The organism is Streptomyces sp. P17 (assembly GCF_032436805.1).
Classification (GTDB): Bacteria; Actinomycetota; Actinomycetes; order Streptomycetales; family Streptomycetaceae; genus Streptomyces.
On the sequence record NZ_JAVRBF010000006.1, the window covers coordinates 91488 to 113885 of the forward strand.

Annotated in this window: 18 protein-coding genes and 3 pseudogenes; 12 read left to right on the top strand and 9 right to left on the bottom strand. The window is 69.5% G+C overall.

The features are described 5' to 3' along the window. Nucleotides 1–96: 96 nt before the first annotated feature. Both RMT89_RS05635 and RMT89_RS05640 read left to right on the top strand, forming a co-directional pair. Entirely contained in the window at nt 97–402 is a 306-nt protein-coding gene (locus tag RMT89_RS05635; protein ID WP_315882793.1) for a 4a-hydroxytetrahydrobiopterin dehydratase, read from the top strand. 7 nt (nt 403–409) lie between these two features. Next, the gene (locus tag RMT89_RS05640) at nt 410–1153 is read left to right on the top strand and encodes a class I SAM-dependent methyltransferase (protein WP_315882794.1); all 744 of its coding nucleotides are present in this window, start codon (nt 410–412) and stop codon (nt 1151–1153) included. Here the strand turns inward: RMT89_RS05640 and RMT89_RS05645 are convergent. Further along, a complete protein-coding gene (locus RMT89_RS05645) occupies nt 1122–1598 on the bottom strand; it encodes a hypothetical protein (RefSeq protein ID WP_315882795.1) in 477 nt (158 codons plus the stop codon). The two genes, RMT89_RS05640 and RMT89_RS05645, sit on opposite strands and share 32 nt — an antisense overlap. Next, nucleotides 1598–2074, bottom strand: coding sequence for a hypothetical protein (locus RMT89_RS05650; protein WP_315882796.1), 477 nt, complete (start codon nt 2072–2074; stop codon nt 1598–1600). Before RMT89_RS05650 ends, RMT89_RS05645 begins: the two co-directional genes overlap by 1 nt. A gap of 40 nt (nt 2075–2114) precedes the next feature. Here RMT89_RS05650 and RMT89_RS05655 point away from each other — a divergent pair, with 40 nt between their 5' ends. Beyond that, nucleotides 2115–3053 (top strand): YafY family protein, encoded by a 939-nt coding sequence (locus RMT89_RS05655; protein ID WP_315882797.1) that lies wholly within the window; start codon nt 2115–2117, stop codon nt 3051–3053. A gap of 41 nt (nt 3054–3094) precedes the next feature. Beyond that, nucleotides 3095–4969, top strand: coding sequence for a rhamnogalacturonan lyase (locus RMT89_RS05660; protein WP_315882798.1), 1875 nt, complete (start codon nt 3095–3097; stop codon nt 4967–4969). A 56-nt stretch (nt 4970–5025) separates the two neighbouring features. Here the strand turns inward: RMT89_RS05660 and RMT89_RS05665 are convergent, their stop codons facing one another. From RMT89_RS05665 to RMT89_RS05675, 3 genes are all read right to left on the bottom strand, one after another. Further along, a complete protein-coding gene (locus RMT89_RS05665; protein WP_315882799.1) occupies nt 5026–5634 on the bottom strand; it encodes a hypothetical protein in 609 nt (202 codons plus the stop codon). 131 nt (nt 5635–5765) lie between these two features. Next, complete coding sequence (locus tag RMT89_RS05670; protein WP_315882800.1) at nt 5766–8426, bottom strand: cellulose binding domain-containing protein; 2661 nt, start codon at nt 8424–8426, stop codon at nt 5766–5768. A 168-nt stretch (nt 8427–8594) separates the two neighbouring features. Continuing rightward, nucleotides 8595–11510 (bottom strand): glycoside hydrolase family 48 protein, encoded by a 2916-nt coding sequence (locus RMT89_RS05675; RefSeq protein WP_315882801.1) that lies wholly within the window; start codon nt 11508–11510, stop codon nt 8595–8597. A 251-nt stretch (nt 11511–11761) separates the two neighbouring features. Here RMT89_RS05675 and RMT89_RS05680 point away from each other — a divergent pair, with 251 nt between their 5' ends. The 3 genes from RMT89_RS05680 to RMT89_RS05690 all read left to right on the top strand — a co-directional run bounded on the left by RMT89_RS05680 (nt 11762) and on the right by RMT89_RS05690 (nt 16008). Further along, nucleotides 11762–13246 (top strand): cellulase family glycosylhydrolase, encoded by a 1485-nt coding sequence (locus tag RMT89_RS05680; protein WP_315882802.1) that lies wholly within the window; start codon nt 11762–11764, stop codon nt 13244–13246. Nucleotides 13247–13275: 29 nt separating this feature from the next. Then, the gene (locus tag RMT89_RS05685) at nt 13276–14982 is read left to right on the top strand and encodes a glycoside hydrolase family 6 protein (protein WP_315882803.1); all 1707 of its coding nucleotides are present in this window, start codon (nt 13276–13278) and stop codon (nt 14980–14982) included. Nucleotides 14983–15114: 132 nt separating this feature from the next. Beyond that, a complete protein-coding gene (locus tag RMT89_RS05690; RefSeq protein ID WP_315882804.1) occupies nt 15115–16008 on the top strand; it encodes a class I SAM-dependent methyltransferase in 894 nt (297 codons plus the stop codon). 60 nt (nt 16009–16068) lie between these two features. On the opposite strand, the gene RMT89_RS05695 is transcribed toward RMT89_RS05690, so the two are convergent. Then, on the bottom strand, nt 16069–16407 hold the full coding sequence (locus RMT89_RS05695) for a hypothetical protein (RefSeq protein WP_399497628.1): 339 nt from the start codon (nt 16405–16407) through the stop codon (nt 16069–16071). On the opposite strand from RMT89_RS05695, the pseudogene RMT89_RS45870 reads away from it, so the two are divergent. The 3 genes and pseudogenes from RMT89_RS45870 to RMT89_RS05700 all read left to right on the top strand — a co-directional run. Beyond that, nucleotides 16300–16551: pseudogene (locus RMT89_RS45870) on the top strand (hypothetical protein); the annotation flags it as partial. The gene RMT89_RS05695 and the pseudogene RMT89_RS45870 sit on opposite strands and share 108 nt — an antisense overlap. Further along, nucleotides 16481–16723, top strand: a pseudogene (locus tag RMT89_RS45875) (hypothetical protein); the annotation flags it as partial. The pseudogenes RMT89_RS45870 and RMT89_RS45875, both read left to right, overlap by 71 nt. Before the next feature lie 159 nt (nt 16724–16882). Continuing rightward, nucleotides 16883–17584, top strand: coding sequence for an SDR family NAD(P)-dependent oxidoreductase (locus tag RMT89_RS05700; RefSeq protein ID WP_315882857.1), 702 nt, complete (start codon nt 16883–16885; stop codon nt 17582–17584). A 125-nt stretch (nt 17585–17709) separates the two neighbouring features. Here RMT89_RS05700 and RMT89_RS05705 read toward each other — a convergent pair whose 3' ends face one another. Next, nucleotides 17710–18546, bottom strand: a complete 837-nt coding sequence (locus RMT89_RS05705) for an aldo/keto reductase (RefSeq protein WP_315882806.1) — start codon at nt 18544–18546, stop codon at nt 17710–17712. 255 nt (nt 18547–18801) lie between these two features. Here RMT89_RS05705 and RMT89_RS05710 point away from each other — a divergent pair. Together RMT89_RS05710 and RMT89_RS05715 are read left to right on the top strand one after the other, a co-directional pair. Then, nucleotides 18802–19086: pseudogene (locus RMT89_RS05710) on the top strand (Tat pathway signal sequence domain protein); the annotation flags it as partial. Nucleotides 19087–19177: 91 nt separating this feature from the next. Further along, the gene (locus RMT89_RS05715; protein ID WP_315882863.1) at nt 19178–19402 is read left to right on the top strand and encodes a hypothetical protein; all 225 of its coding nucleotides are present in this window, start codon (nt 19178–19180) and stop codon (nt 19400–19402) included. 7 nt (nt 19403–19409) lie between these two features. On the opposite strand, the gene RMT89_RS05720 is transcribed toward RMT89_RS05715, so the two are convergent. After that, the gene (locus RMT89_RS05720; RefSeq protein ID WP_315882807.1) at nt 19410–21236 is read right to left on the bottom strand and encodes an AMP-dependent synthetase/ligase; all 1827 of its coding nucleotides are present in this window, start codon (nt 21234–21236) and stop codon (nt 19410–19412) included. 210 nt (nt 21237–21446) lie between these two features. Beyond that, nucleotides 21447–22310 (bottom strand): LysR substrate-binding domain-containing protein, encoded by an 864-nt coding sequence (locus tag RMT89_RS05725; RefSeq protein WP_315882808.1) that lies wholly within the window; start codon nt 22308–22310, stop codon nt 21447–21449. Nucleotides 22311–22398 lie beyond the last annotated feature (88 nt).

Consider the following 22398-nt stretch of genomic DNA (forward strand, 5'->3'; position numbering starts at 1 on the left):
GAAGCCACCCTTCTGACCAGGGCTTCGGCAGTGTCTGTGTGGCAGTCTTGAAGGGAACCCGCCGATGGTGTGGCGCAGCCCAGGAAGGAGCGGCGTATGGCCGTGGAACCGCTGTCGCAGAAGGAGATCGAGGACCGCCTCGCGGAACTGCCGGGCTGGTCCCTCGACGGGGACCGCATCGCCCGTTCCTACCGTCTTTCCTCGCACTTCGCGGCCACCGCGATGGTCGTCCACATCGCCCAGGTCCAGGAGGAGCTCGACCACCACTCCGACCTCACACTCGGCTACAACACCGTCTCCCTGACGGTGAACACCCACAGCGTGGGCGGCGCGGTCACCGAGAAGGACTTCGAGCTGGCCCGCAGGGTCGAGGAGCTGGCTCCGGGACACGGGGCCGAGTGAGGGGCGCGTGCTCGACTACGACAAGGAAGCCGACGCCTACGACTCCTCCCGCGGCGGCGAACCCCGGGCCGCCGCGGCGGCCGACGCGGTCCTCGGTCTGATCCCGGACGGCGCCGGGAGCCTGCTCGACGTGGCCTGCGGCACCGGCATCGTCACCCGGCGGCTCGCCGCGGCACGGCCCGCGCTGCGGGTGACGGGCGCGGATCTGACGTACGGGATGGCCCGGATGGCCGCCGCGCGGCTGCCCGGCGCGATCGTGCTCGCGGACAGCCGCCGGCTGCCCTTCCCCGACGGGACGTTCGACGCGGTGACCAGCGTGTGGCTGCTGCATCTGCTGGACCGGGGCGACGACATGGGCGCGGTGGTCGCCGAGTGCGCCCGGGTGCTGCGGCCGGGCGGGGTGTATGTGACCACCGTCGACAAGGCGGCCGCCCACGACGTCGGCAGCGACATCGACGCCGTGCTCGAACCGCGTCCGCGCCGCGCCGCCCCGGACGCCTCGCCCCGCGTCGAGGCCCGCGCCGCCGAGCAGAGCCTCCGCCTCGTCGGCGGCGCGAGCTTCACGGGTCTCGGTCAGGGCCGCAGCCCCCGTGGCACCGCGGCCGACCTGCGCCGGGGCTGGTTCACCCAGCTCCCGCCGGGCGCCCCGCTCACCGAACGCTTCGCGGCCGAGCTGGAGACGCTCCCGGATCCGGACCGCCGCCGCCCCGACCCGGTGTTCAGCCTGCGGGCGTTCCGGAAGCCCGTGTGAACTCCATGACCCAGTTGGTCAGCCAGGTCTGACCGCCGTCGAGGGAGAACGCCTGCTCCCAGCGGGCCATGGCCGGGGAGATACCCGACCACACGAACCGCACCCGCACGTCCTTGCCGTCGTGCGTGTCGTCGCCGTAGAACGCGCCGCGCTCGCCCTCGAAGCGGCCGAACACGGGCGGGAACAGCTTTCCGCTGCGGCTGGAGGACCAGTTGAGGGACCACTGCTCGGTCTCGCGGTCGAACAGGCGCAGCGTCAAGCCCTTCGAGCCCAGGTGCGGCATGTCGATCTCGTCGATGTTCGCGGCGCCGTCGAACAGGCTCCAGCAGCGCGAGGTGCCCCCGAACTCCTCCCAGCCGCTGTCCGGGTCGAGGAAGTCGGTGCGGCGGCGGTGCCGGACGTCCCAGTCGCCGTGGAAGAAGTCGAAGTCGTGCGGGGTGCTCATCAGCGGTCTCCTGTTGTTCCTTCGGGCAGGGAATCGGCCAAGTAGGCCTCGATGTCGGGGGTTTGGGGCGCGAGGATGTGCCGTACCCAGGCGTCCCGTTCGTGCAGGATCGGCGGCAGCTCCCAGACGCAGCCTGTCCACGGCAGTTCGGGGGTGATGAAGTGCGCCGGGTCGCGGTCCGGGCAGCCGAGGACCGGCTGGCCCGCCGCCGCGCCCCGGAAGTGCAGGACGTTGTCCCACACCCAGCTGTAGGCGTTGAGATAGGCGCCGTCGTCGCCGCCCCGGTGCAGGACGACGAAGGTCGCCGGGGGTGTGCCGTCCGGCTCCGGCAGCAGCTTCGGCAGGATCGCGTACGCCGCCTCCGCCACGTCCGGCGCGATACCCGTCGGGTCCGCGGTGACGTGGTAGCGCTTGATCCGCCGTCCCGCCACCTCGATCGGCGGCGGCACGGTCAGCAGTTTCTCCGTGAAGGGCATGCGGTGCACGGTAGGGCCGCTTCGCTGACATCCTGTGTCAGTGAAGTCCAGCCGTCTCGTCTCGATCCTCCTGCTGCTCCAGACCCGCGGCCGGATGACCGCCGCCCAGCTCGCCGAGGAGCTGGAGGTCTCCGTCCGGACCGTCTACCGGGACGTGGAGGCGCTCGGCGCGGCCGGAGTCCCCCTCTACGGCGACGCAGGGCACGCCGGTGGCTACCGGCTCCTGGACGGCTACCGCACCCGGCTCACCGGAATGACCGCCGACGAGGCCGAGGCCCTCTTCCTCGCGGGGCTCCCCGGACCCGCCGCCGAACTGGGCCTCGGCTCGCTGCTGGCCGCCGCCGAGCTGAAGGTCCGGGCCGCACTCCCCGTCCAGGCCGACCGGATCAGCGCCCGCTTCCACCTCGACGCCCCCGGCTGGTACACGGACGGCGACCTGACCCCGTTCCTCCCGCAGGTCGCCGACGCCGTCTGGAACAGCCGGGTCCTGCATGTCCTGTACCGCCGCTGGCGCGAGCCCACCGATGTGGAGCGCCGCTTTGAGCCGTACGGACTGGTCCTCAAGGCGGGCCGCTGGTATGTCGTGGCCGGACCGGGACCGCGCACCTTCCGGGTCGACCAGATACTCGAACTGACGGCGGGATCAGAGGAGTTCAGCAGACCGGACGGCTTCGATCTCGCCGCGTACTGGGCGGCGTACCAGCGGGATTTCCAGGACCGGCTGCACCGGGGAGAGGCGGTGGTACGGCTGGCGCCGGGGCGGACGCTGCCCAGGGCGCGCAACGCACGTGCGGAGGAGGACGGTTGGACGCGGGTCACCGTCCCCATCGAGTCCGTCGATCACGCGCAGGGGGAGTTCCTGCGCCTCGGTACGGACGTCGAGGTGCTCCAGCCCGTGGAACTGCGGGAGAAGATCGCCCGTACCGTCGCCGAACTGGCCGGGAAGTACGGCAACTTCACGGCCGACGGCGGCGACTGAGGGGGAACGGAACCCGTCCGTCCTCCCAGGAGGTACGTCTCGTGCAGCACCCGCACAAGCACCGCAGACGCAGGGTCGTCCTGTCCGCACTCGGCGCCGCCACGGCCCTGTTCGCCGCCGGGCTGACCGCGCTCACCGGCGCCGACGCGGCCGAGGCCGCCACCGCACGCCAGGTCGAGGCCCTCGACCGGGGCGTGGTCAGCGTGTACACCGGCAGTGGCAACCTGGTCAGCTGGCGCTGGCTCGGCACCGACCCCGACAACGTCTCCTTCAACCTCTACCGCGCCGGTACGAAGGTCAACTCGACCCCGATCACCGGCTCCACCAACTACTTCCACTCCGGCGCCCCTTCGCAGGCCGACTACACGGTCCGCGCGATCGTGAACGGTGTGGAGCAGGGCGACTCCGTGCACGCGATCCAGTTCCGCACGGGCTACAAGGACGTCCCGATCAGCCCGCCGGCAGGCGGCACGACACCCGACGGGGTGGCCTACACCTACGAGGCCAACGACGCCTCCGTGGGCGACCTCGACGGCGACGGCGCCCTCGACCTGGTCCTGAAGTGGCAGCCCACCAACGCCAAGGACAACTCCCAGTCCGGCTACACCGGCAACACCGTCGTGGACGGCATCAAGCTCGACGGCACCCGGCTGTGGCGGATCGACCTGGGCCGCAACATCCGCTCCGGCGCCCACTACACGCAGTTCCAGGTCTACGACTACGACGGCGACCGCAAGGCCGAGGTCGCCATGAAGACCGCCGACGGCACGGTCGACGGCGGCGGGACGGTGATCGGCAGTTCCTCGGCCGACCACCGCAACTCCAGTGGGTACGTCCTGTCCGGCCCCGAGTACCTGACCATGTTCAACGGGCAGACCGGCCGGGCCATGCAGTCCGTCGACTACGTCCCGGCTCGCGGCGCGGTCTCCTCCTGGGGCGACTCCTACGGCAACCGCGTCGACCGCTTCCTCGCGGGCACGGCGTATCTGGACGGCTCCCGCCCCTCCCTGATCATGGCCCGCGGTTACTACACCCGTACGGTCATCGCGGCCTGGGACTGGCGCAACGGCTCCTTCACCCGCCGCTGGACCTTCGACACCAACTCCTCCACCAACTCCGGCAAGGGGTACGACGGTCAGGGCTCCCACAGCCTGTCCGTGGGGGACGTCGACAAAGACGGCAGGGACGAGATCGTCTACGGCTCGATGGCCGTCGACGACAACGGCAACGGCCTGTGGACCGCGAGGACGGGGCATGGCGACGCCCAGCACCTCGGCGATCTCGATCCGTCGACCTCGGGCCTGGAGTACTTCAAGGTCTCCGAGTCCACGTCCCAGCCGGCCGAGCTGTACCTCAACCCCGCGAACGGGGCGATCCGCTGGCAGTTGGGCGCCTGCTGCGACAACGGGCGGGGCGTGGCCGGCGACATCTACGCCGGGAACGACGGAGCGGAGGTCTGGTCGGCCTCCGACTCCGGCATCCGCGACGAGGGCGGCGCCACGAAGGGCCGTGAGCCGTCCTCCGTCAACTTCCTGTCCTGGTGGGACGGGGACACGGTCCGTGAACTCCTCGACGGTACCCGGATCGACAAGTACGGCACCTCGTCGGACACCCGGCTGCTGACCGCCGCCTCGGTCCACTCCAACAACGGCACGAAGGCGACGCCGTCCCTGTCCGGCGACATCCTCGGCGACTGGCGCGAGGAGGTCATCTGGCCGACCAGCGGGAACACGGCCCTGAGGATCTACTCGACGCCGTACGAGACGACCACGAAGATCACGACCTTGCTGCACGACACGATGTACCGCACGGGGCTGGCCTGGCAGAACACCGCGTACAACCAGCCCCCGCACCCGAGCTTCTTCCTCGGCAGCGGCATGGCGACCGCGCCCCGGCCGGTGGTGTACGCGCCGTGAACGAAGGCGGGTGCCCACCTCACAGGATGGGCACCCGCCGACCCGGTGAGCGCTGTCTAACTGAAGCCGCCGGAGAAGTCGCCGTTCAGCTGGGCAGAGCAGATGTTGTATCCGCCCTGGGCCCGCCCGCTCTTCGTCTCGCCGTCGATCGTGACGGAGCACTGGATGTCGCCGCCGCCCATGAGCTGAGCCGTCACCTGGTAATAGAGGGCTTCGTCCTTGACCGCCAAGGTCTTCTCCATCGGGAGGCCGCTGCCTTGCAGGTTGGTGCCGTCGCTGCCGTAGGTGATGTCGACACCCGAGGGAGCCGAGCCCCACACCTTGAACACCGCCTTGCCCTCGGGAGCGGCGTCGGCGGTGTCCTCCTTGGCCTGCGCCTTGGCCGTGGCCGTCTTGGTGACAGTGACCGTCGGCGCGGGCTCGGGCTCGGCCACGTCGTCGGACTTCGGCTGGGCGGTGAGGGTGACCGTGGCGGTGGGTTCGGCGCTCGCCTTCCCGTCACCGTCGCCGTTTCCGGCGGAGCCGATGCCGGCACCGACGAGGAGGATGCCCACGGCGACCGGGACGAGGACCCGTTTGCGTGCCCAACTCGGCCTGGGAGCAGGCGGAACAGGCGCCGGTCCGAAGCCGGGCGGTGGCGGTGGTGGCGGCTGGCTGTACGACATGGGCCCCCCTTGAAGTTGCTTCGCGCCGAGTGCGCACTAAGGGGAGTGTGAAGGTCTGGTGAGGTGAATGTGTAGGCAGTGACGCAGTTGTGACCACGGGGGTGTACCGGAACCGGCACACCCCCGTCGCCTCAGCTCACCGTGCAGTTCTGGTCACCGACCTTGAACGCCGTCGGTTTGCCGTTCGTGCCTGTCCAGTTGCCCGTGAAGCCGAAGCTCACCGACGCGCCGGCCGCCACATTGCCGTTCCAGCCCACGTTCCTCGTCGTGACCGAGGAAACCGACTGGGTGTGCTCGGCGTTCCAGATCTGGGAGATGGTCTGGCTGTTGGGGAAGGCCCAGGCGAGGGCCCAGCCGGACCAGGCGCTCGTCCCCGTGTTGGTCAGCTGTACGTCCGCCTGGAAGCCGCCCTGCCACTGATTGGTGATCTTGTACGTCACCGCACAGGCGCCCGTCGGTGTGGGGCCGGGGCCGGGATCCGTGCCGCCGCCGCTGTCGGAGGAGTCGCCGTAGATGATCCCCCGGCCGTTGGTCGCGATGTAGACGCGGCCGTAGACCCGAGGGTCACCGGTGATCGCCGCGCCGGTCCAACCCCACTGGTGGGCGTCGTCGTTGATGCGGGTCCAGGTCGCGCCCTGGTCGGTGGAGCGGAAGATCCCGCGCACACCGCCGATCTTCGCGCTGGTGTAGAGCGTCTGGTACGAAGCTCCCGTCGCCGCCTTGCCGAAGCCGATGGTGTCGGCCTGCTCGACGCCCGGCAGCTTGGTGAAGCTCGTACCGCCGTTCGTCGAGTGCCACAGCCCGTACGCGCCGTCACTCGCGCCGCCGGCCAGCCACACATCGCCCTTGGTGCCGGGCAGCGCCTTGAAGCGGACGCTGTCGCCGCTCGGGAGCCCGGTGGCGGCGGAGGCGGTGAAGGTGGCGCCGCCGTCCGTACTGACGTAGAACTTCCCGGACTTGAAGCCGTAGAACACCTTCGGGTCGACGCGGTCGGACTCCACGATCGCGTCCGCCGGGATGCCGGAGGACGCCGACCAGGAGGTGCCGAACCCCGTCGCGTAGTGGACCCCGGCGCCCTGCGGACTCCATACGAACCTGCTGCCGTCGGCCGCCGCCGCGACCGTACCGCCTCCGCTGACGCCCGAAGGGTCGGTGCCCGCGAACCAGTTGGCGCCGTTGTCGGTGGAGAACGCGATGTGCGGGCCCGAGTCCAGGTTGCCGACCCGGACCACCGTGTTCGGGTTGGACTCGGCGAAGTCGAGGCTGGTCGTCGTGGTGAAGTTCGGCTGGGTGAACATCATCGAGGGGACCTTGGTGAGGTCCGTGTGGCGGAAGCCGCCGATGTCACCGAGGGCGCTCAGCAGCGGCGCGCCCGACGGGGGAGAGGCCAGGTCGTTGACCGCCGTCTCCTCCAGGCCCTGCACCATCGGCTTGATGGTGAACCGGGAACCGCTGTCCCAGTTGGTGAGGTTCTCGGTGCCGTAGATCGTCGCGCCCGTGCCGTACATCATCCGGTTGGAGTCGAAGGGGTCGATCTCCAACGCCTCGGTCATCCAGCCGAGTTTGGGTGTCTGCTCCGGCGGCGCCGGGTTCGCGTTCCAGGTCAGCCACGGCGAGGACGAGACGTCCATCGTGTAGCGGTTGGCGCGGTTGGGGTACGACGTGTAGTCCCAGGCCTTCGTCCAGGTCGCGCCGCTGTCGGTGGAGCGGAAGATCTGGGTGTCCGGCCACCAGGAGCTGTACGCCGTCGCCATGACCGTGCCGGGGTCCTGCCGGTCGATCGTCAGGCCGCTGAAGCCGTAGTAGGTGTCGGCCTCCGCCACGGGGCTGATGTCCGTCCAGGTGCCCGTCGCTGTCGCGTACCGCCACAACTGGCCCTTGCCGCCGTCGTAGGGGCCGCCCTTGTCGCTGTACGACAGATAGAGGTAACCGTTCTCGGCGTCCAGGACGCCCTTGTGGGCGAGATAGCCGGTCGGCTGCCCGGCGACGCGCGACCAGGTCGCGCCCGCGTCCGTCGAGCGGTACACCGCGTTGTCCTTGTCGGCGACCCCGACGTAGATCGTCCGCGTGGCGTTGCCCGAGGTGCCCGTGGACTCGTCGAAGGTGACCCAGACAATGCCCTGGTTGTCGGAGGCGTAGCCGCTGGTGTCGCTCGGATCCTGGGCGTAGGTGCCGACGTTGGGGAAGTTCGCCACCTGCGACCAGCTCGCCCCGGAGTCCGTCGACCGCCACAGGCCCTTGCCGCTCGGCGCGCCCAGATACAGCACGCTGTTCTTGTTGGGGTCGATGGCGAGGCGCTCGCCCATGCCCCGGCCCGGCATGTTGCCGCCCAGCTTGAACGGCAGGTCCGCCTTCCGCCAACTGGCGCCCCGGTCCGAGGAGCGCAGCACGGCGCCGTTGCCCGGGTCCCAGCTGTTGGTGTAGGTGCCGACGGCCGCGTACACCTTGTCGGGGTCGACGGGGTCGGAGGCGAGACTGACGACGCCGGTGTGGCCCCAGTTGTCCCAGCCGACCGAGTCCAGCAGCGGGGTCCAGGTCTTCGACGACTCCACCCAGCGGTAGGCGCCGCCGATGTCGGTGCGGGCGTAGGCGAGGTTCTTCTCGGTGCGGTTGAAGACGATGCCGGGGACGAACCCGCCGCCGTCGACGCGGGCGTTCTTCCAGGTGTAGGTGTCGGCCGTGATCGACACGGACGGCTTCGAGGGCTCGGCGGCGGCCAGTGCGGGCGGGGTGCCGGCGAGCAGCCCGGCCGCGAGCGCCAGGACGGCCGTGAGGACGCGGGTTCTTCGCACGGGGTGTCCTTTCCGGAGTGGGGGGCAAGCGCTTTCCGTGGGCAACGAGAGGTGCCGGGCGGCCCTCAGTGCGGGTGAGGACCGCCCGGCTGGCCGGCCTCGCCGTCAGGTGACGAGACCACGCACGCGGAGTTCATCAATCGGCGCGGAGCGCCTGACGGGGGCTGGTTATTCGAGAAGCTCCGCGTACGAACCCATGGCCAGGGCGATGTCCGCCTGGGCCCAGAACCGGTGGTACGTGAACGACGGCACCGCGCCGCCCGCGAGGTACGACTCGATCTTCGACCACGCCGGGTCGTCCTCGTAGAAGGAGCGGATCGACTCGAACGTCGACGAGGAGTTGATCGCGTCGCCGTTCGGCATCGTTCCGGTCCAGCCGCTCGGGATGTAGACCGGGTCGTCGAAACGGTTGTAGTCCGCGCGGTTCTCCGGAACGGCGATGCCGAGGTCGTCCTGGTAGTTGTCCCACATGCCGTCGAGGAGCGCCTTCGCCGTCGTCGCCGCCTGGGTGTCACCCGAGCGGTCGGCGTAGTACGTCAGGGTCTTGGCGTACGCGGCCGCCACACCGACGTCGTTGGTGTAGTCCGCGACGGTGACGTGCAGGCCCGCGTTGGCGCCAGGGTTCGTGGCGTTCCAGGTGTCGGGCTGGCCCGACCACTGGAGCGTCGACGGGATCCGGTAGGTGCCGTCCGGGTTGATCGTGGTGTTCTCCAGCGCCCAGTCGACCCACTTGTCGAGGACCGCCTTGGCGGAGGCGTTGCCCGTCTGCTGGTAGTACTCGGCGACCCGCTCCATCGACCACGCCTGGAAGCCGAACCACTGGTTGGACGGCGGGTCCTGGTAGACGGGCTGCTGGTCGTAGTACATGCCGTAGAAGGTCGACTTGCCGGCCGGCGGAGACGCGTAGCGGCCCGCCCAGCTGTTGGTCGCCCCGCCCGCGATGGCACCCTCGTTCGACTGGAGCCAGCGGTAGAACTCGATCTGCCGCTCAAGGGACTTGGACCAGTCCGCCTGCCCCGTCGCCGACTTGGGCTTCAGGTCGGGGTAGCTGGCGAGTGCGTACGCGGCCATCGGGTTCTGGTAGCCGCTGTGCGCGGAGCTGGAGCCGATGCGCCAGGCCCAGCCCGCCGAGGTGTCGGTGGCGCCGCCCCAGGCGTAGTACCAGGACAGCAGGTAGTGCGAGGAGTCCTTGCCGGTGCCGGCCGGGCAGGACGGGCTGGTGCAGTTGCCGATCTTCTTGAAGTACTTGTCGTACATGGCGTAGCGCAGATAGTCACCCATCTTCGCGGCCTTGGCGACGGTCGCGGAGATCTGGCCGCCCTTGCCCTGCGCGTCCGCCCACTTGTCGGCCCAGTACGCGGCCTGCACCGCACGCGCGTCGGCGTCCGGGGCGTTGGTGAACTTCCACTGCTTGGCGTAGGAGGCGTCACCGGTGAACAGGTCCAAGTACCCGTTCGTGCCGCCGTACTTGAAGGCGTCGCAGGTCGGCTGCGGCACTGTCTCCCACACCGACTCCTGCGCGCCGCGCTGGAAGGTGTTGATGTACGAAGGGCCGGTGTCCGAGGGACCCGCCTCGCACTTGCCGGGCGAGTTGCCGTAGCCGTAGACGTTGTCGACGTCCTGGAGCCAGTGCATGCCGTAGATGTCGTCCGTGCCGTACGCGCTCTTCAGCTCCGCAGCGATCGGGTCGGATCCGACCGAGACCCCGGTGTCCAGCTTGGCCGGGTACTCGTTCGGGGTGTCCAGCTCGGGTGCGTAGGTCGCGGGCTTGGACGCGTTGTAGAACGAGTTGGTCGGCTGGTCGGCCCTGGTCGGGATCATGTACTTCTCCATGATCTCCCAGGCGCCGTTGAACTTGGTCCAGTCGCCCGTGACCTTGCCGTACATGGCCTGCAGCCACAGGAGGTAGCTGTAGGCCTCCGACGTGGTCTCGTGGCCCTGGTCCGGGGCCTCCACGATCAGCGTCTCGACCGAGTGGTAGGGGATGCCCTCGGGTGAGAAGTAGCCGTTCGCCGGGTTGGTGATCTTTCCGTACAGCTCCAGGAAGCGGGCGTCGTACTCACCCGACGCCTCGATCTGGGTGACGGTCACCGCTGCCTTCGCGTGGCCGTTCGCGGTCGACTCGAAGGTCGCCGCGCCGGTCCCCGAGGAGTCGGCGGTGATGGTCACGCGCTGCGCGGTGTTCCAGTTCGACGGGGTGAAGGTGAGCGAGGCCCCACCGGTCACCGCCAGACCCGAATTGCCGCTCGCGCGGGCGGTGGTGACGGTCACGTTGGCCGACGGCTGCGTGGACAGCTTGATGTCGTAGGTGCCCGTCTCTCCCTGCTGCACGGCGAGTTGGTTGGTCGAGGCCACCACGGCGGGACCCGACGCGACCGTGATACCGACCGGGATCGACTCCGCCGACGCGCCCAGGCTGTCGTACGCCTTCGCCAGCAGGGAATGACTGCCCACGGTCAAGTTGGAGACGGAGAGCGAGTAGGGGGCGCTCGTGTCCGTGCCCAGCAGCGTGGTGTCGTTGTAGAACTCCACCTTGCTGATCGTGGCGTTGTCGGCGGCCGCCGCGGTCGCCGCGAGCGGCACCGCGTCCCCCTGCGAGTAGACGGCACCCGCGGCCGGGCTGGTCAGCACCGTGATCGGGGGCTGATGGGCGCCGGTGCAGGTGGTGCCGTTGATCGCGAAGGAGGCCGGGGCGGCGTTGGTGCCGCTGTAGCTGAACTGCGCCCCGGTGGAGACCGCGGCGCCGGCCGCGATCCGTCCGTTGTACGAGGCGTTCTTCACGGTGATGTTCTGGCCGGACTGCGACCACGTCCCGTTCCAGCCGTTGCTGAGCTTCTGGTTGCCGGTGTAGGCGTACGTCAGGGTCCAGCCGTCGATCACGTCCGTGCCGCGGTTGGTGATCGTCAGATCCGCGGTGAAGCCGGAGCCCCAGTCGTTGGTCTTGTAGTCGACGCTGCATTGCAGCGGCGCCGCCTGCGCGGGTGTGGTGCCCGTCGCGAGCAGCGTGAACGGAAGCGCCAGGGCGGCGACGACGGCCGTCCAGACGCGTCGTACCACTCTTCGTCTCCGGGGTGGGGGATGCATGTGCTGGTTCCTCCTTGCGGCTCGGAGAAGTCAAGGCTTGAACCAGTGGGAGCGCTCCCATAGTGGGGACGGGGGTGCAAGGGGTCAAGATGCTTGAAGAGTCGAAAAGATTCGACGAACCGGGTTGAGTAAAAGTCAAGGAACTCCCCTGTCCTTTACCGTCACTTGGCGCTAGTTTCGTTGACACCAGTGGGAGCGGTTCCATCAGTCGACGCGTCCGTCGCGGCGCGCTGATCTGCAAGGAGTCGCTCATGCGACACCCCCCGCGTTCAGTACTCTTAGCCGCCGCCGGAGCGGTCGTCCTTGTCACGGGCATGACCATTCCGGTCGTCACGGCATCGGGAGCCACACCCGCGTGCACGGTGGAGTACTCCGTCACCGGACAGTGGGACACCGGCTTCCAGGGCGCCGTGAAGATCACCAACCATGCGTCCGCACTGAGCAGTTGGAGCCTCGGCTTCGACTTCGCGGCCGGTCAGAAGGTCAACCAGGGCTGGAACGCCAAGTGGTCCCAGTCCGGTACGACCGTGACGGCGGTCAACGAGAGCTACAACGGCACACTCGGCACCGGGGCGAGCGTCAGCGCCGGGTTCCTCGCCTCCTGGTCGGGGAGCAACCCGGTACCGACGGCGTTCACGCTCAACGGCGTCGCCTGCAATGTCGACGCCGAGCCCACACCCACGCCTACGCCCACGCCCACCGATCCACCCGTCCCGGGTGACAACCCGCCCGCACTGCGCGTCTCCGGCAACAAGCTCGTGGATGCCGACGGCACCGCCCGTCGCCTGCTCGGTGTCAACCGTTCCGGCGGCGAGTTCATGTGCGTCCAGGGGCGCGGAATCTTCGACGGACCGGTCGACGACGCCTCCGTGAAGGCGATCGCCGACTGGAACGCCAACACGGTCCGCATCCCGCTGAACGAGGAGTGCTGGCTGGGTCTGGACAACATCGACGCCCGGTACCGCGGCAGCGCCTATATCGACGCCGTCGAGGACCTGGTGGCCCGGGTGAAGGCGTACGGCATGACGCCGATGCTCGAACTGCACTGGACCTGGGGGCAGTACACCGGCAACTCGGCGGGCTGCTCGGACGTGCATGCCAGCTGCCAGAAGCCGATGCCCAACATGCAGTACACACCGGCGTTCTGGACGTCGGTGGCCAACACCTTCAAGGACGACCCGAGCGTCGTCTTCGACCTGTTCAACGAGCCCTATCCGGACCGCGCGACCGCCACGACCAGCCAGGCGTGGCAGTGCTGGCGGGACGGCGGCACCTGCCCCGGCATCGGCTACGAGGTGGCCGGGATGCAGGACCTGATCGACGCGGTGCGCTCGACCGGCGCCGAGAACGTGATCCTGGCCGGCGGGCTCGCCTACTCGAACGACCTGAGCCAGTGGCTGACGTACAAACCCACTGATCCCACGGGCAATCTCGCCGCGGCATGGCACGTCTACAACTTCAACTCCTGTGTGAACGAGAGCTGCTGGAACTCCACGCTCGCCCCCGTCGCGGCCCAGGTGCCGCTGGTTGCGGGCGAGATCGGGGAGAACACCTGCGGCCACTCCTTCATCGACCAGGTCATGAAGTGGTTCGACGACCGCGGCCTGTCCTACCTGGGCTGGACCTGGAACACCTGGAACTGCAACTCCGGTCCCGCCTTGATCAGTTCCTACGACGGAACTCCCACGTCGTTCGGCATCGGACTGCGCGATCACCTGCGCGCTGTGAACCCCTGACCCGTATCGGAAGAAGGACACCCGCACTCATGAGTCGTACCAGAACAGCGATGCTCGCCACCCTGGCGCTGGTCGCCGCGGCCTCCGGGACGGCGCTGGCCGCCGTGCCCGACGACGTCGGCACCGCCGCCGTACCCTGCACCGTCGACTACAAGGTGCAGAACCAGTGGGGCACCGGCTTCACCGCCGCCGTGACGGTCACCAACAACGGTGCTGCCAAGAGCAGTTGGGCGGTCAAGTGGTCGTACGCCGGTAACCAGCAGATCACCAACGGCTGGAACGCCAAGCTCAGCCAGAGCGGTACGGCCGTCACCGCCGCCAACGAGTCCTACAACGGCACCCTGGGCACCGGCGGTTCGGTCAGCTTCGGCTTCAACGCCTCCTACAGCGGCACCAACGCCATCCCGGCCACCTTCACGCTGGACGGCGTGACCTGCAACGTCGACGGCGGTGGCGGCCCCGGGCCCGGTCCCGACCCGACCGGGCGGGTGGACAACCCGTACGCCGGCGCCAAGGTCTATGTGAACCCCGAATGGGCCGCGAAGGCGGCCGCCGAGCCGGGCGGCAGCCGGATCTCCAACCAGCCGACGGGAGTGTGGCTGGACCGGATCGCCGCGATCAACGGCGTCAACGGCGGCATGGGGCTGCGTGACCACCTCGACGAGGCCCTGACGCAGAAGGGCAGCGGCGAGCTCGTCGTCCAGCTGGTGATCTACAACCTTCCCGGACGCGACTGCGCGGCCCTCGCCTCCAACGGTGAGCTCGGCCCGACGGAGATCGGCCGGTACAAGACCGAGTACATCGACCCGATCGCCGCGATCCTCGCCGACCCCAAGTACGCCGGACTGCGGATCGTCACCACCGTCGAGATCGACTCGCTGCCCAACCTCGTCACCAACACCGGAAGCCGCCCGACGGCCACCCCGCAGTGCGATGTGATGAAGGCCAACGGCAACTACATCAAGGGCGTCGGCTACGCGCTGAGCGAGCTCGGTGACGTGCCCAACGTCTACAACTACGTGGACGCAGGGCACCACGGCTGGATCGGCTGGGACGACAACTTCGCGTCGTCCGCCCAGCTCTTCAAGGAGGCGGCGACGGCCGAGGGCGCCACCGTCGACGACGTGCAGGGCTTCATCACCAACACGGCCAACTACAGCGCCCTGAAGGAGAACAACTTCACCCTCAACGACAACGTGGCCGGCAAGTCCGTCCGCGAGTCCAAGTGGGTCGACTGGAACCGGTACGTCGACGAGCTGTCCTTCGCCCAGGCCTTCCGTAACCAGCTGGTCTCGGTCGGCTTCAACTCGAACATCGGGATGCTGATCGACACCTCCCGCAACGGCTGGGGCGGCACCGCCCGGCCCGCCGGTCCCGGTGCGACGACCTCCGTCGACACCTACGTCGACGGCGGCCGATACGACCGCCGTATCCACATCGGCAACTGGTGCAACCAGGCCGGAGCCGGACTCGGCGAGCGCCCGCAGGCCTCCCCGGCCGCCGGGATCGACGCCTACGTGTGGATGAAGCCGCCGGGTGAGTCCGACGGCTCCAGCACCGCCATCCCGAACGACGAGGGCAAGGGCTTCGACCGGATGTGCGACCCGACCTACACGGGCAACCCGCGCAACGGCAACAACATGTCCGGCGCCCTGCCCAACGCGCCGCTGTCCGGGCAGTGGTTCTCCGCCCAGTTCCAGCAGCTGATGCAGAACGCCTACCCGCCGCTGCCGTAAGCGGCTGACCCGCCGGGGCCCGGAAGCGCCGGGCCCCGGCGTAGGTCAATTTTTGCGGTTACGGCAACGTCGATTGCCTCCCGACGGTGCGTCGGCGCACGCTGGCGGCACCCGGAGGAGAGGCTGGCCACCATGGCGCACGAACACGCACAGGTACGCAAGCACGCGCACCACCACGACCACACCGACATCGACTGGGCCGCGATGGCCGAGCACCTTCAGACCCAGGCCGAGCTGTACACGCCGCTGACCGAGCACGCGCTCGCCTGGCTGGGCGGAAAGCAGTCCGAGCCGGGTCTCATCGTCGACGCGGGCAGCGGCCCCGGCGTCGTCTCCTGCATGCTCGCCGACGCCTTCCCCGGCGCCCGGGTCGTCGCCGTCGACGGCTCCGAGCCGCTGCTGGAGCTGGCCCGCGCCCGCGCGGAGCGGCTCGGCGTCGCGGACCGCTTCGGCACGCTGTGCGGTGAACTCCCCGAGGTCATGGCCGACTTGGAATATCCCGCCGATCTGATCTGGGCCAGCCACAGCCTGCATCACCTCGGTGACCAACAGGCCGCCATCGCCGCGTATGCCTCGCGGCTGACTGTCGGCGGGACCCTTGCCCTGGTGGAGGGCGGTCTGCCCACCCGTTTCCTGCCGCGCGACTTCGGCATCGGGCGGCCGGGGCTGCAGGCGCGGATCGATGCGGTGCAGGAGGACTGGTTCGCGGAGATGCGGGCCGGTTTGCCGGGGAGTGTGTCGGTTCCCGAGGACTGGCGTGCGCTGATGGCTGCCGCCGGGTTGAAGCCGACGGGTACGCGTACCTTTCTGCTCGACCTGCCTGCGCCGGCTCCTGACCGGGCCCGTGTGGTGGCCGCGGACACGCTTGGGCGGTTTCGGGAGGTCCTGGGGGATGTGCTCGATGCGGAGGATCGGACGACGCTTGATCGGCTCCTTGATCCGGATGACAAGGCGAGTGTGCATCAGCGGCCCGATCTGTTTGTCTTGGACGCTCGGACTGTGCATACCGCTGTGCGTACTGGCTGAGCGGTTCGGTGCGGCGCCGTTGCGGCTGGGCGCGCGGTTTCCCGCGCCCCTTCCCGGCGTTCAGCAGCCGTCCGGTCGGGCGTACACCGTGACTCGCGCGCCCTGGAGCTGCCGGGTGCCGCACTCCTCGAAGTAGTGGTCCAGCACCCAGCGCCTGGTGATCTCCCGGGCGGTCTGGTCGACGGGCCGGCCTGCGGGATCGCGGAGCGCTACGACGCGTTCCGAGGCCAGGAGCCGGGTGCGGATCTCGGATGCCGTTGCCTCCGGATCGCGTGCGGCGGCGATCCGGGGGTGTGGGCGCGGCGGTTGCGGGAGGCGCTCGCGCAGACGCCTGCGCCCGACGAGGGCGCTGGTCCCTATCCGGGCCTCGCCCGCTTCGGGACCGGCGACGGAGAGCACTTCTACGGCCGGGACGACCTGAGTGGCGAACTCGTCCGGCTCACCGCCCGGACCCGCTTCGCGGCGGTCGTGGGTGCGTCGGGCAGCGGCAAGTCCTCGCTGCTGCGGGCCGGTCTCGTCCCCCGCCCTGCGCGGTACCGACGGCGAAAGGCCCGCCGTCATCCGGCTGCTGACCCCGGGCCCCCACCCGGCCAAGAGCCACGAGGAGTTGTTCACCCCGCACGACGGACCCGGGGGCACCCTCCTCGTCGTCGACCAGTTCGAGGAGCTCTTCACCCTCTGCACCGAGCCCGGCGAACGCGACCGCTTCCTCGGGCAGTTGCTCGCCGCGACCGACCCTGCCTCCCGGCTGCGCGTGGTGATCGCCGTACGTTCCCTCGGTGCCGTACCGCGCGACCTGCGACGGGCCTTGACTTCGAGAGCGCTCCAACTGATGAACTCCCCGTCACACACCGACACACAGGGGGGAACCACCATGACCGACTCTCCGGTCGCGCTCATCACCGGCGGCGGCAGCGGCATCGGCGCCGCGGCGGCACGGCAGCTGCTGGACGCCGGGCACCGGGTGGCCGTCACCGGCCGCGGGGAGGCGAGGCTGCGCGGCTTCGCCGAGGAACTCGGCCATCCCGAGGGGCTGTTGACCATCGTCGGCGACGCCTCGGACTACGAGCAGATCAAGGGCGCGGTCGAGACCACGCTGAAGGAGTTCGGCCGGCTCGACACGGTCGTCGCCAACGCGGGTATCGCCACCCATGACACGGTGGCCGAGGGAGACCCGGCCGGCTGGCCCGAGATGATCCTGACCAACGTCCTGGGCCCGGCCCTGCTCATCCGGGCGTCGATCGACGCCCTCAAGGAGACCCGGGGCCGGATCGTGCTGGTCGGCAGCGTCGCCGGGTTCGTGCACACGCCGGGCAACATCTACGGCGCGACCAAATGGGCGCTGACCGGGCTCGCCGAGAACACCCGCCGTGAGGTGACCGAGTGGGGCGTCGGCGTGACCCTGATCGCGCCGGGCCGTGTGGAGACCCCGTTCTGGGACAGCTACGGCAGCCTGCCGCCCGGGCAGCTGCTCACCGCCGGCCAGCTCGCCGACTCGATCGTCTGGGCGATCCGGCAGCCCCACGGGGTCGACGTCAACACCGTCGTCATACGGCCGATCGGGCAGCCCAACTGACGTGCGCGGGCGGCCCAACTGACGTGCGCGGGCGGCCCAACTGACGTGCGCGGGCGGCCCAACTGACGTGCGCGGGCGGCCCTATGGACCGGGCCGCCCGCGCAGGCTGTGTCGGAGGACGTGCGTCAGACGATGTCGAACGTCGCCGGGTCGGGACCGATCCGCCGGTCCTCGTTGAGCGCGCTGATCGCCGCCAGGTCCTCGTCGTCCAGGCTGAAGTCGAACACGTCGATGTTCTCCCGGATCCGGGACGGCGTGACGGACTTCGGGATGACCACATTGCCGAGCTGGAGGTGCCAGCGCAGCACGACCTGGGCCGGGGTGCGGTTGTGCTTCTGGGCGATGGCCACGATCGCCGGGACCTCCAGCAGTCCCTTGCCCTGGCCGAGCGGCGACCAGGCCTCGGTGGCGATGCCCTGCTCCGCGTGGAACTCGCGGGAGACGCGCTGCTGGAGATGCGGGTGCAGCTCGATCTGGTTGACGGCCGGGACGATCGACGTCTCGCCGATCAGCCGCTCCAGGTGCTCCGGAAGGAAGTTGGACACGCCGATCGCCTTGACGCGTCCGTCGGCGTGCAGCTTCTCGAACGCCTTGTAGCTGTCGACGTACTTGTCCGCGGACGGAAGGGGCCAGTGGATGAGGTACAGGTCGACGTAGTCCAGGCCGAGCTTGGCCAGCGACTCGTCGAAGGCACGCAGTGTGGCGTCGTACCCTTGGTCGGCGTTCCAGAGCTTGGTGGTGACGAAGACGTCCTCGCGGGGGAGGCCGGAGGCGGCGATGGCCTTGCCGGTGCCCTCCTCGTTGCCGTAGATCGCCGCTGTGTCGATGCTGCGGTACCCGGCCTCCAGCGCCGTGCTGACCGCCTGCTCCGCCTCGTCGTCCGGCACCTGCCAGACGCCGAAGCCCAGCTGGGGCATCTCGACGCCGTTGTTGAGGATGATCGGGGGGACCTTGCTGCTCACGAGCTCTTGATCCTTACGGTTGTCGTCAGGTGGTACTCCCATCGTCAACGATCACGGGCCTCGATGCATTCCTGATCACGGAATCCGTGCCCGTTCCAGGATTGGCCGGAAACGGCTCCCCGCTCTTCGTCCGGACCGTTGACCGTGACCGTGACCGTGACCCGTCATCCCGCGACCCTCATATCGCGCCATCGGACGCGATGGTGAATGCCGTACACGAATGTGAACGGCGTCGACCATGTTGAGGGAGCGGCCATGAACCCCACTCGCAGAACCCTGCTGGGCGCGGCCCTCGGCGGCGCCGCCGTCGGCCTGCCCGCCACGCCCGCACGGGCCGCCACCTGGCAGCTGAAGTGGTCGACGTCGGCGAGCGCCGACGGCCTCGGCGCCTTCGAGGTCATCGAGGACGACCGTGCCGACTCGCACCCCGCCGGACAGCCGCACATCCGCACCGGGGGCAGCAACTGGCGGTTCAACATGCACATGGCGGACCGGGACACCTCGACCGACCGTCAGCGCCAGGAGGTGACCGGCCTGCGCGGTCACCAGCGGCGACCCGGCCTCCCTCGCCTCCGCCCGCAAGCTCAACTCCTGGATCAAGGCGAAGACGGGCGGCAACCCCGGGAACATCGTGACCGGCTACCACCTGAGCGGATCGGCGTTCGACAGCGGCAACGACATGGCGTTCACCGCGCCGTTCGCCGTCGCGGCGCTCACCGACCCCGGCTCCGAGGCCTGGCTGGACGCGCTGTGGAACAGGATGACGAGCACGCCCATCAACACGTCCACCTACTACGGCGGAGGCATCCAGCTCCAGTCGATGATCGTCGCGTCCGGGAACTACTGGGCCCCCTGACCGGGCGTCAGGCCCGGTACAGCGCCTCCACCTCACCGGAGTAGGCGTTCTCGATCGCCTTGCGCTTCAGCTTGAGCGAGGGCGTCAGCAGGCCGTGCTCCTCGGTGAAGGGCTGGGCGAGGATACGGAAGGTACGGATCGACTCGGCCTGTGAGACGAGGGTGTTCGCGGCGACCACCGCGCGCCGCACCTCCGCCTCCAGGTCGGCGTCGCGCACCAGCTGGGCCGGGGACAGCTGCGGCTTGTCCCGCATGGTCAGCCAGTGTTCCACGGCCTCCTGGTCGAGCGTGACCAGCGCCGCGATGTACGGGCGGTCATTGCCGACCACGATGCACTGGGCGACCAGCGGATGGTCCCGGACCCGCTCCTCCAGCACCCCGGGCGAGACGCTCTTGCCGCCCGAGGTCACCAGGATCTCCTTCTTGCGCCCGGTGATGGTGAGATAGCCGTCCTCGTCCAGCGAACCGAGGTCGCCGGTGGCCAGCCAGCCGTCGTGCAGGGTCTCGTCGGTGGCCTTCGGGTTGTTGAGATAGCCCTGGAAGACATTGCCGCCGTTCAGCCAGATCTCCCCGTCGTCCGCGATGTGCACGGTCACCCCGGGGATGGGCTGCCCGACCGAGCCGTAGCGGGTGCGCTCGGGCGGGTTGGCGGTGGCCGCCGCGGTGGACTCGGTCAGGCCGTAGCCCTCGTAGATGTGCACGCCCGCGCCCGCGAAGAACAGACCGAGCCGGCGGTCCATCGCCGAACCCCCGGACATCGCATGCCGGATGCGACCGCCCATCGCGGTCCGCATCTTGCCGTAGACGAGCTTGTCGAAGAGCTGGTGCTGCATCCGCAGACCGGCCGAGGGCCCGGGACCGATCCCCCAGGCCTTGGCCTCCATGGCGTCCGCGTACTTCACGGCGACCTCGACGGCCTTCTCGAAGGCGCCGGCCCGGCCCTCCTTCTCGGCCTTGCGGCGGGCGGCGTTGAAGACCTTCTCGAAGATGTACGGCACGGCGAGGAAGAAGGTCGGCTTGAACGCGGCGAGGTCGGGCAGCAGGGCGGCCGCGTTCATCTGCGGCTGGTGGCCGAAGCGGACGCCCCCGCGGATCGCGGCGACCTGCACCATACGGCCGAAGACATGGGCGAGCGGCAGGAAGAGCAGCGTCGCCGCCTCGTCGCCCTTCTTCGAGTGGAAGACCGGCTCCCAGCGCTCGATGACCGTGTCCGCCTCGTACATGAAGTTGCCGTGCGAGATGACACAGCCCTTGGGACGGCCGGTGGTGCCGGAGGTGTAGATGACGGTCGCGACCGAGTCGGGGGTGACCGCCTGGCGGTGCCGGTGCACCACCTCGTCGTCGAGGTGGGCGCCCGCGTCGTACAGCTCCTGGACACAGCCCGCGTCGAGCTGCCACAGCTCGCGCAGTTGTGGCAGCCGGTCGATGACCGTGGCGATGGTCATCGCGTGGTCCTCGTGCTCGACGATCGCCGCCGTGACCTCGGCGTCGTAGAGCATCCAGAAGCACTGCTCGGCCGACGAGGTCGGGTAGACGGGCACCACCTGGGCGCCGATGGTCCACAGGGCGTAGTCGAAGAGCGTCCACTCGTAGCGGGTGCGGGACATGATCGCGACCCGGTCGCCGAACCGGATGCCCCGGGCGAGCAGCCCCTTGGCGAGGGCGAGCACCTCGTCGCGGAACTCGGCGGAGGTGACGTCCCGCCAGTGCCCCGCCTCGTCCTTGCGGCCGAGGGCCACGTGTGCCGGGTCCTCCTGGGCACGCTGGAACACCACGTCGGCCAGTCCGCCCACCGGCGGTGCCAACGCCAACGGAGGGTTGGTGAACTCGCGCAAACCCCGCTCCCCGCTTCTTTTGACGCTCCGCGCAGGCCGTGAAAGCTACCCCACCCTCCGGCAGGGCGGGAGGGGGTGCAAACCCGCGCGGGGCCCGGGGAGCCACCGTTCCGTCACTGAAAATGCGCTCACATGGGGAAGGGTCGGACACAAAGCTGACGGTTGAGTAAGTTTCGGCGCCGTAATCTCCACCGAATCTGTACGACCCGATCAGCGCCGGTGCAGCCGCTCCCCGCCCGCCAGAATCGCCGCCGCCAGTGCTTCCGCCGCCCCCTGTGCGGCCGTCCGCCGCTGCCCGTGGACCAGGACGAAGTCCACCCGGCCCAGCTCCGGCAACCCCGACCGCTCCGGCATCCGCCCCAGCCCCGGAGGGATCAGCCCCCGGGAGTGCGCCATCACGCCCAGGCCCGCACGGGCCGCCGCGATCAGGCCATTGAGGCTGCCGCTGGTGCATACGATCCGCCACGCGCGGCCCTGGCGCTCCAGGGACTCCAGGGCGAGGGCGCGGGTGATGCCCGGCGGCGGGAAGACGATCAGCGGCACCGGCCGCTCGGGGTCCAGGCGCAGCCGCTCCGCGCCGATCCACACCAGCCGGTCGTGCCAGACCAGCTCGCCGCGCGGGTCCTCGGGGCGGCGCTTGGCGAGCACCAGGTCCAGCTTTCCGGCGGCCAGTTGCTCGTGCAGGGTGCCCGAGAGCTCGACCGTCAGCTCCAGATCGACCTCCGGGTGCTCGTACCGGAAGCCCTCCAGGATCTCCGGCAGCCGGGTCAGGACGAAGTCCTCCGACGCGCCGAAGCGCAGCCGCCCCCGCAGCCGGGTCCCGGTGAAGAAGGCCGACGCCTGCTCGTGGACCTCCAGGATCCGCCGGGCGAAGCCGAGCATCGCCTCACCGTCCTCGGTGAGCTCCACGGAGTGGGTGTCACGGGCGAAGAGCTGCCGGCCCGTCGCGTCCTCCAGGCGCCGCACATGCTGGCTGACCGTCGACTGCCGCAGACCGACCCGTTTGGCGGCCTGGGTGAAGCTCAGCGTCTGGGCGACGGCCAGGAAGGTACGCAGATGGGAGGGGTCGTACACAGCGCCAGCCTATCGCGGAACGTGATGACAGTCAGAGTGGTATACCGGATTCCCGATCAGACCGGCGCGGAGGACGATGGAGAGGGCA

Bases quoted from the DNA above. Each gene is read 5' to 3' on its own strand.
- RMT89_RS05675 (WP_315882801.1), bottom strand. From the start codon at position 11,510: ATGCATCCCCCACCCCGGAGACGAAGAGTGGTACGACGCGTCTGGACG.
- RMT89_RS05690 (WP_315882804.1), top strand. From the start codon at position 15,115: ATGGCGCACGAACACGCACAGGTACGCAAGCACGCGCACCACCACGAC.
- RMT89_RS05700 (WP_315882857.1), top strand. From the start codon at position 16,883: ATGACCGACTCTCCGGTCGCGCTCATCACCGGCGGCGGCAGCGGCATC.
- RMT89_RS05645 (WP_315882795.1), bottom strand. From the start codon at position 1,598: ATGAGCACCCCGCACGACTTCGACTTCTTCCACGGCGACTGGGACGTC.
- RMT89_RS05650 (WP_315882796.1), bottom strand. From the start codon at position 2,074: ATGCCCTTCACGGAGAAACTGCTGACCGTGCCGCCGCCGATCGAGGTG.
- RMT89_RS05685 (WP_315882803.1), top strand. From the start codon at position 13,276: ATGAGTCGTACCAGAACAGCGATGCTCGCCACCCTGGCGCTGGTCGCC.
- RMT89_RS05680 (WP_315882802.1), top strand. From the start codon at position 11,762: ATGCGACACCCCCCGCGTTCAGTACTCTTAGCCGCCGCCGGAGCGGTC.
- RMT89_RS05665 (WP_315882799.1), bottom strand. From the start codon at position 5,634: ATGTCGTACAGCCAGCCGCCACCACCGCCACCGCCCGGCTTCGGACCG.
- RMT89_RS05635 (WP_315882793.1), top strand. From the start codon at position 97: ATGGCCGTGGAACCGCTGTCGCAGAAGGAGATCGAGGACCGCCTCGCG.